Origin of the sequence: Streptomyces bobili (assembly GCF_002154575.1) — a bacterium.
Lineage (GTDB): Bacteria > Actinomycetota > Actinomycetes > Streptomycetales > Streptomycetaceae > Streptomyces > Streptomyces bobili.
Map to the genome: position 1 here is coordinate 15,416 of NZ_MUBA01000243.1, position 18,869 is coordinate 34,284.

The 18,869-nt window shown below is 70.3% G+C and carries 15 protein-coding genes; all 15 read right to left on the bottom strand.

The genetic code is table 11. The features are described 5' to 3' along the window. Positions 1-242 precede the first annotated feature (242 nt). The 15 genes from BZL64_RS20160 to nrtL all read right to left on the bottom strand — a co-directional run bounded on the left by BZL64_RS20160 (position 243) and on the right by nrtL (position 18,820). Positions 243-1,565: an MraY family glycosyltransferase gene (locus BZL64_RS20160; protein ID WP_086770592.1), complete on the bottom strand. Its 1,323-nt coding sequence runs from the start codon at positions 1,563-1,565 to the stop codon at positions 243-245. A gap of 129 nt (positions 1,566-1,694) precedes the next feature. Continuing rightward, positions 1,695-2,933: a serine hydroxymethyltransferase gene (locus tag BZL64_RS20165; RefSeq protein ID WP_086770593.1), complete on the bottom strand. Its 1,239-nt coding sequence runs from the start codon at positions 2,931-2,933 to the stop codon at positions 1,695-1,697. A 121-nt stretch (positions 2,934-3,054) separates the two neighbouring features. After that, on the bottom strand, positions 3,055-3,732 hold the full coding sequence (locus BZL64_RS20170; RefSeq protein ID WP_086770594.1) for an arsenate reductase/protein-tyrosine-phosphatase family protein: 678 nt from the start codon (positions 3,730-3,732) through the stop codon (positions 3,055-3,057). Continuing rightward, the gene (locus BZL64_RS20175) at positions 3,729-4,376 is read right to left on the bottom strand and encodes an L-threonylcarbamoyladenylate synthase (protein ID WP_086770595.1); all 648 of its coding nucleotides are present in this window, start codon (positions 4,374-4,376) and stop codon (positions 3,729-3,731) included. Before BZL64_RS20175 ends, BZL64_RS20170 begins: the two co-directional genes overlap by 4 nt. A 52-nt stretch (positions 4,377-4,428) precedes the next feature. Then, entirely contained in the window at positions 4,429-5,268 is an 840-nt protein-coding gene (gene prmC, locus BZL64_RS20180) for a peptide chain release factor N(5)-glutamine methyltransferase (RefSeq protein ID WP_086770606.1), read from the bottom strand. Positions 5,269-5,349: 81 nt separating this feature from the next. Then, positions 5,350-6,426, bottom strand: a complete 1,077-nt coding sequence (prfA, locus tag BZL64_RS20185) for a peptide chain release factor 1 (protein ID WP_086770596.1) — start codon at positions 6,424-6,426, stop codon at positions 5,350-5,352. Between the two features lie 109 nt (positions 6,427-6,535). Further along, entirely contained in the window at positions 6,536-6,757 is a 222-nt protein-coding gene (gene rpmE, locus BZL64_RS20190; protein ID WP_086770597.1) for a 50S ribosomal protein L31, read from the bottom strand. 241 nt (positions 6,758-6,998) lie between these two features. Further along, positions 6,999-8,153: an LCP family protein gene (locus BZL64_RS20195; protein WP_086770598.1), complete on the bottom strand. Its 1,155-nt coding sequence runs from the start codon at positions 8,151-8,153 to the stop codon at positions 6,999-7,001. A gap of 159 nt (positions 8,154-8,312) precedes the next feature. Beyond that, a complete protein-coding gene (locus BZL64_RS20200; protein ID WP_086770599.1) occupies positions 8,313-10,058 on the bottom strand; it encodes a trypsin-like serine protease in 1,746 nt (581 codons plus the stop codon). A gap of 168 nt (positions 10,059-10,226) precedes the next feature. Next, positions 10,227-12,263, bottom strand: a complete 2,037-nt coding sequence (gene rho, locus BZL64_RS20205; protein ID WP_086770600.1) for a transcription termination factor Rho — start codon at positions 12,261-12,263, stop codon at positions 10,227-10,229. 405 nt (positions 12,264-12,668) lie between these two features. Continuing rightward, positions 12,669-13,598 carry a homoserine kinase gene (thrB, locus tag BZL64_RS20210; protein WP_086770601.1) on the bottom strand — a complete coding sequence of 310 codons (930 nt, stop codon included), beginning with the start codon at positions 13,596-13,598 and terminating at the stop codon, positions 12,669-12,671. Between the two features lie 259 nt (positions 13,599-13,857). After that, a complete protein-coding gene (gene thrC / locus BZL64_RS20215) occupies positions 13,858-14,916 on the bottom strand; it encodes a threonine synthase (RefSeq protein ID WP_086770602.1) in 1,059 nt (352 codons plus the stop codon). Between the two features lie 6 nt (positions 14,917-14,922). Continuing rightward, entirely contained in the window at positions 14,923-16,215 is a 1,293-nt protein-coding gene (locus tag BZL64_RS20220; protein ID WP_073494093.1) for a homoserine dehydrogenase, read from the bottom strand. A 178-nt stretch (positions 16,216-16,393) separates the two neighbouring features. Then, positions 16,394-17,785, bottom strand: coding sequence for a diaminopimelate decarboxylase (gene lysA, locus BZL64_RS20225; protein ID WP_086770603.1), 1,392 nt, complete (start codon positions 17,783-17,785; stop codon positions 16,394-16,396). Positions 17,786-17,800: 15 nt separating this feature from the next. Continuing rightward, entirely contained in the window at positions 17,801-18,820 is a 1,020-nt protein-coding gene (nrtL, locus tag BZL64_RS20230; RefSeq protein ID WP_086770604.1) for an ArgS-related anticodon-binding protein NrtL, read from the bottom strand. Positions 18,821-18,869 lie beyond the last annotated feature (49 nt).

Genomic DNA, 18,869 nt, shown 5'->3' on the forward strand with positions numbered 1-18,869 from the left:
AAAGACCGCACGCCGACCTCGCTACCGCCGGACCGCGCACTACGGTCCTTCGGCTCCATCCGGGGTTCTCGTGAACCGTATCACAAACTATTTGATGAGGTCTTTACCTGGATGGTGTGCCTGGTGTCACACATGAGAGTGACTCTGCGCGTCTGTGCACGTCAGAGGACCTCTTGTCTGGTAATGGGCAACTTTGCCCACCCGCGGTTTCCCCACGACTTGGCAATGCTCTAGTCAGATTCTTACCTTGCCGTGCGCGACCGGGGCCCCACGGCGGTCGCGCCGTTGACCCCCGAGACCCCCACGGCCACCGGCGTCCGGTGCTCGGGCTCCTGCCCCTCCGCGGGAACACCGTCCGTGGCGTCCTCCGTCGCCACGGCCTGCTCCGCCTCCGGGAGGACCTTGCGGCGCCGGTAGCGCGGCGGCACGAAGGACTCCGCCCAGCGCGGGGCGCGCGGCGTGAAGCGCGGCAGCAGAAGCAGCAGGAGCCCGATCGCGCTGAGGAACACCACACCGAGGACGATCCACATGGACGCCGAGTTGACCGAGTAGGCGAGCGCGCCGAAGGCGATCAGCGCCGACCAGAAGTACATGATCAGCACCGCGCGGCTGTGCGAGTGGCCGACCTCCAGGAGCCGGTGATGCAGATGCCCGCGGTCGGCGGCGAACGGCGACTGACCGCGCCAGGTGCGGCGCACGATGGCGAGGATCAGGTCGGCGGCCGGGATCGCGATGATCGTCAGCGGCATCAGCAGCGGAATGTAGATCGGCACCATCCCGTGCACGGTGCTGCGCTCGGACCCGCCGAACAGGTTGTCCGGGTCCACCTGCCCGGTGATGGAGATCGCACCCGCGGCGAGCACCAGTCCGATCAGCATCGAGCCGGAGTCGCCCATGAAGATCCGCGCCGGGTGCATGTTGTGCGGCAGGAAGCCCACGCACATACCCATCAGGATCGCGGCGAACAGCGTGGCCGGGGCCGCCGCCTCGATGCCGTACGAGTACCAGATGCGGTAGGCGTACATGAAGAACGCGGCGGCGGCGATGCACACCATGCCGGCGGCGAGGCCGTCCAGGCCGTCCACGAAGTTGACCGCGTTGATGGTGATCACGACCAGCGCCACCGTCAGCAGGGTGCCCTGCCACTGGGTCAGCGCGACCGTGCCGACGGTGGGGATGGGCAGCCACAGGATCGTCAGACCCTGCATGACCATCACGCCCGCGGCGATCATCTGCGCACCCAGCTTGATCAGGGCGTCGATCTCGAACTTGTCGTCCAGGACGCCGATCAGCCAGATCACGGCCGCTCCGGAGAGCAGGGCGCGCGGCTCGTTCGACTTCTCGAAGACCTGGTTGAGGTTGGTCAGGTGCGACGCGACCAGCAGGCCCGCGCACAGTCCGAAGAACATCGCGATCCCGCCGAGCCGCGGAGTGGGCTCCCGGTGCACGTCCCGTGCTCTGATCTCCGGCATGGCCCCCGCCGCGATCGCGAACTTCCGTACCGGCCCTGTCAGCAGATACGTCACCGCGGCCGTGACGCAGAGCGTCAGCAGGTATTCACGCACGGGCTTCCCCACAGGTCTCGCTGGCCATCTGAGCACCACACCCTAGCGAGGCGCGCATAAGGGTGAGGACTTCCGGGTAGCGACGATGGTTGCACGGGTGACTGTGCACGGGAGAGCGCCTACCCCTGTTCAACCGGGATAGGGCGGAAATCCCCCGGCGAGTTCCCGCACCTCTTCCCGTACCTGGCGGCCCTCGGCCTCGCCCCGCAGCACGCCCGCCATCAGCTTCGCGATCCGCGCCATCTCCGCCTCCCCCATGCCCTGTGTGGTCACCGCGGCCGTGCCCAGGCGCAGGCCACGCAGGTCGGCGTGCGGCAGCGCGCAGCAGTCCAGCACCATCCCGGCCGCCGCGAGCCGGCCGCGGGCCGTCCGTCCGTCGACGCCGAGGGGCGCCGGGTCGGCGGTGATGAGGTGGGTGTCCGTGCCACCGGTGGTGACGACCATCCCCTCGGCCTCCAGCCGGGCCGCCAGCACCCTGGCGTTGGCGACCACCTGATGGGCGTACACGGTGAACGCCGGTGTCGCCGCCTCGCCGAACGCGACCGCCTTCGCGGCGATGGTGTGCATCTGCGCGCCGCCCTGCGTGAACGGGAACACGGCCCGGTCCACCCGCTCCGCCAGCTCGGCGCCGCACAGGATCATGCCGCCGCGCGGGCCGCGCAGCACCTTGTGCGTCGTGGCACAGACGACATCGGCGTACGGCACCGGGTTCGGCGCCGCTCCCCCGGCGACCAGGCCGATCGGGTGGGCGGCGTCGGCGATGAGATAGGCGCCGATCTCGTCGGCCACCTCGCGGAAGAAGGCGTAGTCGATGTGCCGGGGGTAGGCGATGGAGCCGCAGACGATCGCCTTGGGGCGGTGGCTGCGGGCCAGGGTGCGCACCTGTTCCTGGTCGATGAGCCCGGTCTCCGCGTCGACGCCGTACGGCACGAAGTCGAACCAGCGGCCGGAGAAGTTCGCCGGTGAGCCGTGCGTGAGGTGGCCGCCGTAGGACAGGCCGAGGGCGAGGACGGTGTCGCCGGGGCGCAGCAGAGCGGCGTAGGCCGCGAGGACGGCCGAGGAGCCCGAGTGGGACTGGACGTTGGCGTGGTCGGCGCCGAACAGCTCCTTGGCCCGCTCCACGGCGAGGCGCTCGGCCATGTCCACGATCTCGCAGCCGCCGTGATGGCGGGCCCCCGGATAGCCCTCGGCGTACTTGTTGGCCAGCGGCGAACCGAGCGCGGCCAGCACGGCGGGGGAGGTGAAGTTCTCGGCGGCGATGAGCTGAAGCGTCGACGCCTGCCGCTCACGCTCCCCGAGCAGGATCTCGGCGACGGCGGGGTCCTGACGTCGCAGGACGTCGGCCTCGATGGCATGGGTGACCGGCATGGTGGACTCCGGGGCGTCGACGGTGACGTACGTCCAATGTAGGCCGACGCCGCCCCGGCCGCCCGGCTACGCCACCCGAAGAAGCCCCTGAGAAACCCCGGAGAACGACACTGCCCCGGCCTCAAGTCCGCGCCGGGACCCCCGTCAGCGCCGTCACGACGGGGTCCAGGGCCTGGTGTATCTCGTCGCCGATGGAGCGGAAGAACGGGAGCGGTGCCCCGTACGGGTCGTAGACCTCGTCCGCCTCGGCCGTGGGGGCCAGGAGCCAGCCTCGGAGGGCGGCTGCCGCGCGGACCAGGGCGCGGGCGCGCATCACCACGCCCTCCTCCAGCGGGGGGAGGGTGGCCGGGTCGATCGCGTTGACGAGGCGGGTGAACTCCTTCAGCGTGAAGGTGCGCAGGCCCGCCGAGTGGCCCATGGAGATGACCTGGGCGCGGTGGTCACGGGTCGCCGTCAGGACCAGGTCGGCCATGATGACGTGCTCGTCGAGCAGCTCCCGGCCGGTGAAGCCGGAGGCGTCCGCGCCGAAGTCGGCCAGCACGGTCTCCGCGTTGGCCTCCATGGGCGCGCCCTCATGGCCCCAGGTGCCCGCGCTCTCCACGATCAGCCCGCCGCCGAGCACCCCGAGCCGCTGCGACACGAAATGCCGGGTCAGCCGCTCGGTGATCGGCGAGCGGCAGACGTTGCCGGTGCTGACGTGGAGGATGCGGAAGGTGTCGCGCGGAAACCCGAACGTCGTCGTCTGTTCCGCGGCACGTTCCCCGGTGCCTATGCCACGCCCCGCGTCAGGGGCTGTCAATTCGCCACCTCGAGGTCGGGTACGACCTTGCGCAGCTCTTCCTCCGAGATCGCGCCCGCCCGCAGCAGCAGGGGCACCTCACGGCTGACGTCGACGATCGACGACGGGACGTTGCCCGGGGTGGGGCCGCCGTCCAGGTAGACGGAGACGGAGTCGCCGAGCATCTCCTGGGCGTAGTCGCAGTTCTCCGGAGCCGGGTGGCCGGTGAGGTTGGCGGAGGAGACCGCCATCGGGCCGACCTCGGTCAGCAGCTCGATGGCGACCGGGTGCAGCGGCATACGGACGGCCACGGTGCCACGGGTGTCGCCGAGGTCCCACTGGAGGGACGGCTGGTGCTTGGCGACGAGGGTGAGCGCGCCCGGCCAGAACGCGTCGACCAGCTCCCAGGCCAGCTCGGAGAAGTCCGTGACGAGACCGTGCAGCGTGTTCGGGGAGCCGATGAGGACGGGCGTGGGCATGTTGCGGCCCCGGCCCTTGGCCTCCAGCAGGTCACCGACGGCCTCCTTGGAGAACGCGTCGGCACCGATGCCGTACACCGTGTCGGTCGGCAGGACGACCAGCTCGCCACGGCGGACGGCGGACGCTGCCTCGCGCAGACCCGTCACGCGGTCGGTCGCGTCATTGGTGTCGTATCGCCGTGCCATGTCTAGCGGGCCTCCTCGTGCACGTACTGCGCGGATGTGGTCGGGGGGACGGTCACGGCAGCGCCTTGCGGGCGGTGGCGAAGCGCGGCCGGTTGTTGAGGTCGGGGTGGTCGGCCGCGTCGGCCCAGCCACGCTCCTCGGTGAAGATCCACGGCACCTGGCCGCCCTGGGTGTCGGCGTGCTCGATGACGACGACGCCGCCGGGCCGCAGCAGGCGGTGCGCGGTGCGTTCGATGCCCCGGATCAGGTCGAGGCCGTCCTCGCCGGAGAACAGGGCGAGCTGCGGGTCGTAGTCGCGGGCCTCGGGGGCGACGTACTCCCACTCGGTGAGCGGGATGTACGGCGGGTTGGACACGACGAGGTCGACCTGGCCGTCGAGGTCCGGGAAAGCGTCCAGGGCGTTGCCCTGACGCAGGTCGACCCTGGACCCCTCCATGTTCTTGCGGGTCCATACCAGGGCGTCCTCGGACAGCTCCACGGCGTGCACGCGTGAGCGCGGGACCTCCTGGGCGAGGGCGAGCGCGATGGCGCCGGAGCCGGTGCACAGGTCGACGATCAGCGGCTCGACCACGTCCATGGCGCGCACGGCGTCTATCGCCCAGCCGACCACCGACTCGGTCTCCGGACGCGGCACGAAGACGCCCGGTCCGACCTGGAGTTCCAGGTACCGGAAGTAGGCGCGCCCGGTGATGTGCTGGAGCGGCTCGCGCTGCTCGCGGCGGGCGATGACCTCCCAGTACCGGGCGTCGAAGTCGGAGTCCTTCACGGAGTGGAGCTCGCCCCGCTTCACGCCGTGCACGAAGGCGGCGAGCTCCTCCGCGTCGTTGCGCGGCGAGGGCACGCCGGCGTCGGCCAGCCGCTGGGTGGCCTGAGCTACCTCAGCGAGCAGCAGACTGCGGGGGCTCGGGGAACGTCCCCCAAATGATTGCTGCACGCAAGTCCTCCGTGTCGTCCTCGGTCGTGCGTACGTGCCTTACGCGGCTGCCAGCTTCGCTGCCGAGTCCGCGTCGACGCAGGCCTGGATCACCGCGTCGAGGTCGCCGTCCAGGACCTGGTCCAGGTTGTACGCCTTGAAGCCGACCCGGTGGTCCGAGATGCGGTTCTCCGGGTAGTTGTAGGTGCGGATCTTCTCGGAGCGGTCGACGGTGCGGACCTGGCTGCGGCGGGCGTCGGCGGCTTCCCGCTCCGCCTCCTCCTGTGCCGCGGCGAGCAGCCTGGAGCGCAGGATACGCATCGCCTGCTCCTTGTTCTGGAGCTGGCTCTTCTCGTTCTGGCAGGAGGCGACGACTCCGGTGGGAACGTGCGTGATGCGCACGGCGGAGTCGGTCGTGTTCACGGACTGTCCGCCGGGCCCGGAGGAGCGGTAGACGTCGATACGGAGGTCGTTGGGGTTGATCTCGACGTCGACCTCCTCCGCCTCGGGCGTGACGAGGACACCGGCCGCGGAGGTGTGGATACGGCCCTGCGACTCGGTCGCCGGGACGCGCTGCACGCGGTGCACGCCGCCCTCGTACTTCATGCGGGCCCATACGCCCTGGCCGGGCTCGGTGGCGCCCTGGCCGCCCTTGGTCTTCACGGCGACCTGGACGTCCTTGTAGCCGCCCAGCTCGGACTCGGTGGCGTCGATGATCTCGGTCTTCCAGCCGACGCGCTCGGCGTAGCGCAGGTACATCCGCAGCAGATCGCCGGCGAACAGGGCGGACTCGTCGCCGCCCGCCCCCGCCTTGATCTCCAGCAGGACGTCCTTGTCGTCGCTCGGGTCCCGAGGGACGAGCAGCAGCCGCAGCTTCTCGGTCAGCTCCTCGCGCTGCTTCTCCAGCACCTTGACCTCGGCGGCGAAGTCCGGGTCGTCGGCGATGAACTCGCGCGCGGTCACGATGTCGTCGCCGGTCTGCTTCCAGGAGCGGTACGTGGCGACGATCGGGGTCAGCTCGGCGTAGCGCTTGTTCAGCTTGCGCGCGTTGGCCTGGTCGGAGTGGACCGACGGATCGGCGAGCTTCTTCTCCAGGTCGGCGTGTTCACCGAGGAGTTCCTCGACGGCCTCGAACATCTCTGGCTCCTGATACTGCGAAGGAAAGGGAAGGCAGGCGACCAAAAACGCCGGTCCCGGCGCGCGCCCCGGACAGGGGCACGGCCGTGGACCGGCGAAATGGGGCTCGCTACTTCGTGGAGCCGGCGGCCTTGCCGAAGCGGGCCTCGAAGCGGGCCACACGGCCACCGGTGTCGAGGATCTTCTGCTTGCCCGTGTAGAACGGGTGGCACTCGGAGCACACGTCGGCACGGATCGCGCCGCCGTCGATGGTGCTGCGGGTGGTGAACGACGCGCCACAGGTACAGCTGACCTGCGTCTCGACGTACTCGGGGTGGATGTCGCGCTTCAAGGTGTCTCCTAGGTTTCGGGAGGGCGCCGGGTCGCCGTCCGCGGGATGCGAAAGCGTGAACCGGAGCCGACGTACCAGTCTGCCAGCACTGGCCGCATCCCCCAAAACCGGGGGGTGGGGCGATCTATTCCCGGCAGGCCAGCGGCGGCTGTCGCGGCGGGTGTCGCGGCGGGGCCGGCCGCGTTCTCACGGTGATCTCACTGCCGGTCTCACTGCCGGTCCACTGCCGGTCTCGCTCCGGTCAGGACGCTGATACGACGCCCGCCGCCTCGCCCGTGGCATTGCCCTCGGTGGCGGTCTTCGGGATCGGGAGGTCGTCACGCAGGGCGGTCCACACCTGCTGGGCCTTCGCCTTCTCGACGATGACGCGGTTGGGGTTCGCGGGGTCGTACCGCACCGGCATCGTGACCATGTGCATGTCTTCCGCACCGATGCCCTTGAGGCCGCCCGCGAAGGACATCAGCGAGTTCAGCGAGCCGAGGCCGGAGTCGGTGGTGACGGCCTTGGTGGCCGTGTCGGCGAGGTCGTACAGCTTCTTGCCGCTGGTGAGGACGCCGACGTCCTTGACCTGGTCGACCAGGGCCTTGATGAAGGCCTGCTGGAGCTGGATACGCCCGAGGTCCGAGCCGTCGCCGACGCCGTGCCGGGTGCGGACCAGGCCGAGGGCCTGTTCGCCGTCGAGCGTGTGCGTGCCGGCCTTCAGGTCCAGATGGCTGTCGGGGTCCTTGATGTCCTCGGTCGTGGTGATGTCGACCCCGCCCAGCTCGTCGATCAGCTTCTCGAAGCCGGAGAAGTCGACTTCCAGGTAGTGGTCCATGCGGACCCCGCTGAGGGACTCGACGGTCTTGACCGCGCAGGCCGCGCCGCCCGTGGTGTACGCCGAGTTGAACATGACGTCGGTCGCGCCGTCGTGGGTGCCGCCCTGGGTGTCGGTGCAGCGGGGGCGGTCGATGAGGGTGTCGCGGGGAATGGACACCACGCTGGCCTTCTTGTGGCCCTCGTACACGTGGATGACCATCGCCGTGTCGGAGCGGGCGCTGCCGTCGTCGGTGCCGCCGCCGAGCTTCTTGTTGGCACCGGAGCGGGTGTCCGAGCCGAGGACGAGGATGTTCTCCGAGCCGTTGTCGGTCTTCGTGGGCCGGTCGGTACCGAGGGCCTGGTCGATGTCGACGCTCTTGATGTTGCCGTTGAGCTTGAAGTACACGTACCCGAGGCCGGTACCGCCGAGGACGACCACCCCGGCCGCGGTCCACGCCGCAATCATCAGGCCCCTGCGTCCGGCCCGGGGCTTGCGGCGGTGGCCCTTGGTCCGACGGCCGGGGCCATCGGTACCGGGCTCATCCGGTGTGCCGGCCTCTCCCGGTATGCCGGGCTCCGGCGTGCTCTCCGCGGACATGCGCTCCTCGGTTCCGTGTCAACCCCACCATGGTCCCTCCGCCAGGTCAGACGGGGAAACTCGGCACAGGGTTGCACAACGCTCCGTGCCCGGCCTGGAACAGGCCGGGCACGGAGCGTGAGCGGGTGAGGGGAGGAGCACCCCCGCTCACCTGCGACGTCAGGCGAAGATGTCGTACTGCTTGAAGGTCGTCCCGAGCGAGAGCCGTGCGGAAAAGATCACATTCCCGGCGCTTCCGTTACCCCGGTACAGGTAGAGGGTGCCGGCGGGGGTGCGGGCCAGGAGGTCGGCCTTGCCGTCCCCGTTGACGTCACCGACGGTGGCGAAGGCGTTGTACGTCGTGTTGCTCCAGGTCGCGACCTTGAGGCCGGACATGAACGCGGTCGAGCCGAGCACGCCCCGGCCGCGGTAGAGGTACACGGCACCGCTCGTCTTGTTGCGGGCGAGGAGGTCTGCCTTGCCGTCGCCGTTGAAGTCACCATGGCCGCGCACGACGTTGAAGTTGTTCCAGCCCGTGCCGGCCTTCACCCGCGTGCCGAAGCTGCCGGTGCCCTTGCCCGGGTAGATCCACAGCGCGCCGGCCGAGTCGACGGAGGCCAGGTCGGGCAGGTCGTCGCCGGTGACGTCACCGGGGGCGACGATGCTGAGGCGGGTCTTCCAGTTGTCACCGATCAGCTTGTCCGCCCAAGTGCCGCTGGAGGGCACGTAGTGCTTCCAGAAGACGTCACCGTCGGACGTGCGGCGCACGATGAGGTCCTGGTAACCGTCCCGGTCCAGGTCGGCCTGCACGATCACGTTGTAGCCGCTCCACGTGCCCCAGGACTCGCGTGCGGCGAGCGTGGTGCCCTTGGAGTCGATCTCGTAGCCCGTCTGGGTGGAGGCGTTGCGCACCCACAGGTCGGCGTTGTGGTCACCGTCCATGTTGGTGTCGTCGATCCGCGGGTAGACGGTGCCGACGTACGAGGTGACCTTGCTGAAGACGCTGTATGCGCCGCTCGCCACGCAGTCCTCTACGCCCCAGGAGACGACGCCCACGATCCGGCCGCCGTAGACCAGCGGGCCACCGGAGTCGCCGTTGCAGGCGGTGGTCGTGCCCTCGTCGCTACCGCTGGCGGGGGTGCCCGCGCACACCATGTGGCCCTTGACGAAGTCGGCGCCGTACGCGCCCGCGCAGGTGGCGTCGGACTGGATCGGCAGCGTGGCCGTCTTCAGCGTGCCGGAGATGTCGTCGTTGGTGGAGGTGGTGCGGCCCCAGCCGTAGACCTTGGCCTGCGTCCCGGGCACGTACGACCCGGTGTTGCCGGACGTGATCATCTTGATCGGCGTGGCCTTGACCGGGTTCGGCAGGGTCAGCACAGCGATGTCGTTGTCGATCGTCGTCGCGTTGTACGACCAGTGGTTCCACTGACGCCAGACACCGCTGACGGTGCCGCCGTGCAGGTCGTCGCTGGTCGCCAGCTGCGAGGTGCCGGTGACGATCGCGCCGTGCGCCTTCCAGTCGTAGCCCTTGACGCAGTGCGCGGCGGTGAGGATCTTCGTCGGCGCCACGACCGCGCCGCCGCAGAAGAAGCCGATGTCGTCGGTCGTGGTGTCGGTTCCGCGGTCGTCGCCGTACCAGAGCTGGGCCATCCACGGAGCCGTGGTGATGGTCGTCGTGGTGCCGCCGATGATCTTCGGGTCGATCGTCGTGGCGCCGGTGCTCGCGCTCTGCGACGCGTTGGTGGTGCGGCCCGCGACGTCGTCACCGGAGAGGGCGATGCCGAGCCGCTTCTGAAGGTCCTTCGCCGACGGCGCCGTGATGACGGGCGCCGGCGGCGCCTCGGCGGCAGAGGCCGAAGAGGTCAGCAGCACGCCGGCGATCGCAGCGGCCAGCCCGGCAGCGGCAACCGGCAGAACGATTCGCATCCGACGTCTGTGACGCCCGCCCCCGGACGTGGGTGTACCCACTCAAGTCCCCCCTGGGATCTGAAGTTCGTGGTCGAAAAGATGACCGAAGACGGTGATCGTACCTTGACCGTGAACAGCAGAAAGGGCCGCCCCCGCAAGGGGACGGCCCTCTGGTGAAGACCTTCGTCAGTCGCCGTTGCCCGGCGTCGTTTTCTGGATCTGCATCAGGAACTCGGCGTTCGACTTCGTCTGCTTCATCTTGTCGAGAAGCAGCTCGACCGCCTGCTGCTGGTCGAGCGCGTGCAGCACCCGGCGCAGCTTCCAGACCACCCCGAGCTCGTCGGGGGCGAGCAGGATCTCTTCCTTACGGGTGCCGGACGCGTCGACGTCCACCGCCGGGAAGATGCGCTTGTCGGCGAGCTTCCGGTCGAGCTTGAGCTCCATGTTGCCGGTGCCCTTGAACTCCTCGAAGATCACCTCGTCCATGCGGGACCCGGTGTCGACGAGCGCGGTCGCCAGGATGGTGAGCGAGCCACCGTCCTCGATGTTGCGCGCCGCACCGAAGAAGCGCTTCGGCGGGTACAGGGCCGTCGAGTCGACACCACCGGACAGGATGCGGCCGGAGGCCGGGGCGGCGAGGTTGTACGCACGGCCCAGACGCGTGATCGAGTCGAGCAGGACGACGACGTCGTGGCCCAGTTCCACCAGGCGCTTGGCGCGCTCGATGGCCAGCTCCGCGACCGTGGTGTGGTCCTCGGCCGGGCGGTCGAAGGTCGAGGAGATGACCTCGCCCTTGACTGACCGCTGCATGTCGGTGACCTCTTCCGGACGCTCGTCGACCAGGACGACCATCAGGTGGCACTCGGGGTTGTTGTGCGTGATCGCGTTGGCGATCGCCTGCATGATCATGGTCTTGCCGGTCTTCGGCGGGGCCACGATCAGACCGCGCTGGCCCTTACCGATCGGCGACACGAGGTCGATGATGCGGGTGGTGAGCACGCCCGGGTCCGTCTCCAGACGGAGGCGGTCCTGCGGGTACAGCGGGGTGAGCTTGTTGAACTCCGGGCGGCCACGGCCGTGTTCGGGCGCCATGCCGTTGACGGAGTCGAGACGCACGAGCGCGTTGAACTTCTCGCGCCGCTCGCCTTCCTTCGGCTGACGGACCGCGCCGGTGACGTGGTCGCCCTTGCGCAGGCCGTTCTTGCGGACCTGGGCGAGGGAGACGTACACGTCGTTGGGACCCGGCAGGTAGCCCGACGTACGGATGAAGGCGTAGTTGTCGAGGATGTCCAGGATGCCCGCGACGGGGATCAGGACGTCGTCGTCGGCGACCTGCGGCTCGACGGTGCCGATCTCGTCACGGCCGCGACGGCCCCGACGGTCCCGGTAACGGCCGCGACGGCCGCGACGGCCGCCCTCGAAGTCGTCGTCGTCCTGCGGGCCGTTGTCGCGCTGGCGGTCCTGACGGTCCTGGCGCTCCGGACGGTCCTGGCGGTCCTGACGACCACCGCTCTGCTGGCCCTGCTGCTGGCGCTGACCGCCCTGGCCCTGCTGGTCGTCGCCCTTGCCGCGGCGGTCGCGGTCACGGCCGCGCTCACGGCGGTCGCGGCGGCGGCCCTCGGCGCCGTCGGCGTCGGTCCTGGCGTCACCCTGCGGCTGAGCCTGCTCGGTCTGTGTCGCGACCGCGGCGGCCTCGGCCTTCGGCGCGCTCTTCGCCTCGGCGGTGACGGTCTCGGGGCTGCCCGCGTCGGCGGTCGCACGCCGACGGCGGCGCTCGACCGGGGCGTCGTTGCTGGCAGGCTGACCGGGGATCTCGATCTGCTGCTGGGCCACGGCCTTCTCGGCGGGGGCCTCGGCCGGGGCGGCGTCCGCCTTCTTCTCGGCGGCCTCGTCGCCCGTGCGGGCCTTGGAGGTGGCGCGGCGCTTGGGCTTGGTCTCGGTGGCGTCCCCGGCGGGGGCCGTCGCGGCCTTCGCGGCCGGCGCGCCACTTCCCGCCTGCGCCTCCTTGATGACCTCGATCAACTGGCTCTTGCGCATACGCGCGGTGCCCCTGATGCCCAGGCCGGATGCGACCTGCTGCAACTCGGCCAGCACCATGCCGTCGAGGCCGGTACCGCGGCGCCGCCGGGAGCCGGCACCGGCGGCAGGCGCGGAGGCGTCCGTGGAGGGCGCGGCAGCGGTCTCCTCGACACGTGCGCCCATCAGATCGGTGGTGTCGCTCACGAAGGGTCCTTCCCTGGAGCGGACGTCGGCCTGTCTGGCTCGGCGACCGGTTGTGCTGTCCGGCTTCGGACCTTGCTGTGGCGAAGCCGGGGCGGTTGTCCGCCAAAGCGGCGGAAGAGATTTCTGGTGATGGCGCTTCCTCGACGATCCGTGACACCCAGTGTCACGTGGCGTGGTTGCACCGATTCCGGAGCGTGCCCGTCGGACCGCTCAGCGTCGCTGCACGGCGTACTGCCCAAGTACGACGTACGGAACGCAGTGCGGCGTGGGGAGCTCCCGGAAGAATGTCTGTCCCGGAGGGGGACATGAAGCACCTCGCCATGGTGAGGTCGGGTGCAGACTTGAGGTTAACACTACCGGATCCAACAAACATTCCCCCTCTCGAAATCCGGCAACCGTGCGCTTTCACAGGTCGCCGGAGGGCGCGAGCGGCAGCACGCTCGCCCCCTTGAGGTCGAGGCTCAGCCGGTTGGCGGCCCATTCCGCACCGGCCAGTCGCTCGACCTTGTCCGCCGTTTCCGCGTCGGCCAGGGCCATCACGGTGGGGCCGGCGCCGGAGATCACCGCGGGGACCCCGTCGGCGCGCAGCCGCTCCACGAGTGCGGCGCTCTCCGGCATGGCGGGAGCCCGGTACTCCTGGTGGAGACGGTCCTCGGTGGCGGGCAGCAGCAGCTCGGGACGCCTGGTCAGGGCCTCGACGAGCAGGGCGGCACGGCCCGCGTTGGTGGCGGCGTCGACATGCGGCACGGTGCGCGGGAGCAGACCGCGCGCGGTCTCGGTCAGGACCGGCTTCCCGGGCACGAAAACCACCGGAACGATGGAATCGGAAGGCTCCATCCTGATCGCCCGCGCGGCGCCGGACTCCATCCAGGAAAGCGTGAACCCGCCGAGCAGGCAGGCCGCGACGTTGTCGGGGTGGCCCTCGATCTCGGTCGCCAGCTCGAGCAGGGCGGCGTCGTCGAGGCGGGCCTCGCCGCCTATGGTCACCGCGCGGGCGGCGACGATCCCGGCACAGATGGCGGCGGAGGAGGAGCCGAGGCCCCGGCCGTGCGGAATGCGGTTGGCGCAGACGATCTCCAGGCCGCGCGGCTGGCCGCCCAGGACGTCGAAGGCGGTGCGCAGGGAGCGGACGAGGAGGTGTTTCTCGTCGCGCGGCAGTGTTTCGCTGCCCTCACCCGCGATGTCGATGTGCAGCCCTGAGTCGGCCACCCGGACGACGACGTCGTCGTAGAGCCCCAGCGCGAGGCCCAGGGCGTCGAAGCCCGGACCGAGGTTGGCGCTGGTGGCGGGGACGCGCACCCGGACGGCGGCGGCGCGGAACGCTGGACCGGCCATCGCTCGTTGACTCTCCTTGAGCTGCGTGATGGTCGAATGAGATTCGATGACGTTCGATGACGTGCACAGGACCCTCGGGCCGCTGTGGACGACGCGGCACCGGTGCCGACCGCGCGGGCTGCGGAGGCATATGCGGTAGGCGGGTTCGGTACAGCCTATCGAAGGAAGGTTCTGTGGCGACATAGGGCGCACAGGAGGCGCACGATGCGTGTCGCAAGCCCCCTGTGCACCCCTGACGGGGATTCCCCTACGGCACTGGTCAGACCAGCCCGAGGCGCTCGGCCGCGATCACCGCGTCGACGGGGACGGTCACCGGCTGCGGAGCGCCGGCCACGGCCCAGTCGGGGTCCTTCAGACCGTTGCCCGTGACGGTGCACACGATCGTCTGGCCCGGGTCGACCTTGCCCTGCTCGGCGGCCTTCAGCAGACCGGCCACCGACGCGGCGGACGCGGGCTCCACGAAGACGCCCTCCTGCGCCGCCAACAGCCGGTAGGCGCGCAGGATCTCACGGTCCGTCACCTCGTCGATGAGGCCACCGGACTCGTCCCGTGCCGCCAGCGCGTACTTCCAGGACGCCGGGTTGCCGATGCGGATCGCGGTGGCGACCGTCGACGGGTCCTTGACGATCTCGCCGCGCACGATGGGGGCACTGCCGGATGCCTGGAAGCCCCACATGCGCGGGGTACGCCCGGCGATCCCGTCGGCGGCGTACTCCTTGTAGCCCTTCCAGTACGCGGTGATGTTGCCCGCGTTGCCGACCGGCAGGACGTGGATGTCGGGGGCGTTCCCGAGCATGTCCACGATCTCGAAGGCGGCCGTCTTCTGTCCCTCGATGCGCACCGGGTTGACCGAATTGACCAGCGCCACGGGGTAGTTGTCGCTCAGCGAGCGGGCCAGCGTGAGGCAGTCGTCGAAGTTGCCGTCGACCTGGAGGATCTTCGCGCCGTGGACGAGGGCCTGCCCCATCTTGCCGAGCGCGATCTTGCCCTGGGGGACGAGGACGGCGCAGACCATGCCCGCGCGCACGGCGTAGGCGGCGGCACTGGCCGACGTGTTGCCGGTGGAGGCGCAGATGACCGCCTTGGCACCCTCCTCCTTGGCCCGCGTGATGGCCATGGTCATCCCGCGGTCCTTGAAGGACCCGGTGGGGTTCGCACCCTCGACCTTGAGGTGGACCTCGCAGCCGGTGCGCTCGGAGAGCACCTGCGCGGGCACGAGGGGCGTGCCGCCCTCGCGGAGCGTCACGACCGGCGTGCTGTCGGAAACCGGAAGCCGGTCCCGGTACTCCTCGATGATTCCGCGCCACTGGTGGGTCATTGCTGGTTACTCTCCTTCAACCCGCATGATGCTGGCGACACCCCGCACGGTGTCGAGCTTGCGCAGCGCCTCGACGGTCCCGGTCAGGGAGGCGTCGGACGCGCGGTGGGTGACGACGACGAGGGAGGCCTCGCCGTCCTTACCCTGCTGCCGCACCGTATCGATGGACACCCCGTGCTCGGCGAACACGGTGGCTACCTGCGCCAGGACGCCCGGTTTGTCGGCGACGTCCAGGCTGATGTGGTACCGCGTGACGACGTCGCCCATCGGCGACACCGGCAGGGCGGCGTACGCCGACTCGCCGGGCCCCGTCGCCCCGCTGAGCCGGTTGCGGCAGACGGCGACGAGGTCGCCGAGCACGGCGGAGGCGGTGGGAGCACCGCCGGCGCCGGGGCCGTAGAACATGAGCTGACCGGAGGCGTCGGACTCGACGAACACGGCGTTGTAGGCGCCGCGCACGGAGGCGAGCGGGTGGGTCAGCGGGATCATCGCGGGGTGGACGCGCGCGGTGACGGATCCTCCGTCGGCGGCCCGCTCGCAGATGGCGAGCAGTTTGATGGTGCAGCCCATCGCCTTGGCGGAGGCGAAGTCGGACGCGGTCACCTCGGCCATGCCCTCGCGGTAGACGTCGTCGAGACGCACGCGCGTGTGGAAGGCGATCCCGGCGAGGATGGCGGCCTTGGCGGCGGCGTCGAAGCCCTCGACGTCGGCGGTCGGGTCGGCCTCGGCGTACCCGAGGGCGGTGGCCTCGTCGAGGGCCTCCTGGTAGCCGGCCCCGGTGGAGTCCATCTTGTCGAGGATGAAGTTGGTCGTGCCGTTGACGATGCCCATGACCCGGTTGATCTTGTCGCCGGCGAGGGACTCGCGCAGCGGGCGGATCAGCGGGATGGCGCCGGCGACGGCGGCCTCGTAGTAGAGGTCCTCGCCGTGCTCGTTCGCGGCGGCGTGCAGGGCGGCGCCGTCCTGGGCGAGCAGCGCCTTGTTCGCGGAGACCACGGACGCGCCGTACTCGAAGGCCGTGGTGATGAGGGTGCGGGCGGGCTCGATGCCCCCGATGACCTCGACGACCACGTCGATGTCACCCCGTTTGACCAGCGCCGTGGCGTCGGTGGTGACGAGCGCGGGGTCGATGCCCTCGCGCACCTTGGAGGGCCGTCGCACGGCGACTCCCGCCAGTTCCACCGGGGCCCCGATCCTGGCGGCGAGGTCGTCGGCGTGCGTCGTCATGATGCGCGCCACCTCTGAGCCGACCACTCCGCAGCCCAGCAGCGCCACCTTCAGCGGACGCGTACGCATCATCCGACCTCGTTTCCTCATACCGTCACGGTTGCACCAGTCTCACTCACCGGACCGGAGTTTCTATCCCTGGTCCGGATCGTGAGACATCTATTTCATTTTCGCGGGGCACCGGACAGGAGATCTTCCACCGCGTCTCCCGCCCCGTCCTGCGCCCATCTTCCACCCCGCTGAGCTGCCCCTATCCGACGTCGAGCCGGAGAAGGTCATCCTCCGTCTCGCGCCGGACGATGACACGGGCCTCGCCCTCGTGCACGGCGACGACCGGAGGCCTCAGCACGTGGTTGTAGTTGCTGGCCATGGACCGGCAGTACGCCCCCGTCGCGGGGACCGCGATCAGGTCACCCGGTGCCAGGTCGGACGGCAGGAACGCGTCCTTCACCACGATGTCGCCACTCTCGCAGTGCTTGCCCACCACGCGCGACAGCATCGGCGCGGCGTCGGAGACACGGGAGACGAGCGCCACGCTGTACTCGGCGTCGTACAGCGCCGTGCGGATGTTGTCCGACATGCCGCCGTCGACGGAGACGTACGTCCGCAGCCCGTCGAGCGGCTTGACGGTGCCGACCTCGTACAGCGTGAAGGCGGTCGGGCCGACGATGGCGCGGCCGGGCTCCACGGAGATGCGGGGCGTGCGGAGCCTGGCGGACTCACACTCGCGGGTGACGATCTCGGTCAACGCCTTGGCGATCTCGTGCGGCTCACGGGGGTCATCGTCACTGGTGTACGCGATGCCGAGGCCGCCGCCGAGGTCGATCTCGGGCAGTTCGACACCGTGCTCGTCACGGATCTCCTTGAGCAGCCCGACGACCCGGTGGGCGGCGACCTCGAAGCCGGACATGTCGAAGATCTGCGACCCGATGTGCGAGTGGATCCCGATCAGTTCGAGACCGTCGAGCTTGAGGGCCCGCCGCACGGCCTCCGCGGCCTGTCCCCCGGCCAGCGGAATCCCGAACTTCTGGTCCTCGTGGGCGGTGGCGATGAACTCGTGCGTGTGCGCCTCGACGCCCACGGTGATACGGATCTGCACGCGCTGCCGCTTGCCGAGGGACTGCGCGATGTGCGCGACGCGGACGATCTCCTGGAAGGAGTCCAGGACGATCCGCCCGACACCGGCGCGGACGGCCCGCTCGATCTCCTCCGTCGACTTGTTGTTCCCGTGGAAGGCGATGCGGTCGGCGGGCATGCCGGCGGAGAGCGCGGTGGCCAGCTCGCCGCCGGAGCAGACGTCGAGGTTGAGCCCCTCCTCGTGCAGCCACCGCACGACCGCGCGCGACAGGAACGCCTTTCCGGCGTAGAAGACGTCGGCGTCGGCCCCGAAGGCGGTACGCCAGGCGCGGGCCCGGTCCCGGAAGTCGGCCTCGTCGAGGACGTAGGCCGGGGTGCCGTGATCCTCGGCAAGCGTCTTCACGTCGATCCCGCCGACGGTGACGACCCCGAGGGCGTCCCGGCTGACGGTCCGCGACCACACCTTGGGGTCGAGGGAGTTGAGGTCGGCGGGCGGCGCCGAGTAGTGCCCTTCCGGAAGGACATCGGCGTGACGGGGCCCGGCGGGGTGTGCGGAACGGCTCATCTTGGGCGTGCTCTCTCAGAGGTGATCGGGTGCGTCGATGCCGAGCAGGGACAGGCCACCGGCCAGCACCGTCCCGGCGGCTTCGGCGAGCGCCAGCCGGGACCGGTGGGCGGCCGAGGGTTTCTCGTCCCCACGGGGAAGAACGGCGGGCAGGTGGACGAGGGTCGCATCGGCGAGCGCGAGGAGGTGCCGGGTGAGGCGGGAGGGCGCGGCCTGGGCATCGGCGTGCGGGAGCGCGGCGGCCGTGGCGAGGACACGGGGGTGATCCGCGAGGAGGACCAGGAGTTGCTCGGCACCCGGGGTGTCCGAGGTGTCCGCCGCCTCTACGTCCGTCTCGGGCCCGGTGGTGGTGAATCCCAGGTCCGCGGCATTGCGGCTGACGGCACGGGTGCGGGCGTGGGCGTAGCGGATCCGGAAGAGAGGATTGCTCTCGCGCTGGACCAGATGATCGGCGGTGATGCGGGGCCGGTCGTGCGGGGCGGGATGCAGCAGGGCCCAGCGGGCGGCGTCCGGCCCGAGGAACGCGGGGTCCTCCGGCGCCGGAACGGGCCGCAGGTTCACCGCCCCGCCGTGCCGCACCTCGACGCGCCCGCCCTGCGAGCCGACCATCCGCGCGAGCACGTCGGCCAGAACCTCGGCACGGACCTCGTACGGCACGCACAACACGAAGACCCGACCGGCTAGGGCGTCGGTGTGGCCGTAGCGCAGCCCCTCGCGCAGGATGCGCCGGACCAGGGCGGCGGAGGTGGCGGCCCGGTCGAGGCTGATGTTGAGGAACCCCGGCCCGGTGATCTCGACATCGGTGACGCCGGCCTCACGCGCGAGATACGCCCGGAGCAGCGCGGCCACCCGCAACGGGGGCTGCCCCGCGGGGCGGGCCAGTTGAAGGGCGACGTTGGTGGCGTAGTCCCCACGCCCACCCGGCCCGGGGCGCCCGACGACCACCCGCGAGGGAACGACCACATTCAGCTCCCCGTCGTCGACAGCACACCGCACTGCGTGCAGCACGGAGCGGGACAACTCGACGGGGGTCACGGGACAAGCGTAGGGGAGGAGGGGGGTGGGTATGCGAGCCGGTTTCGGG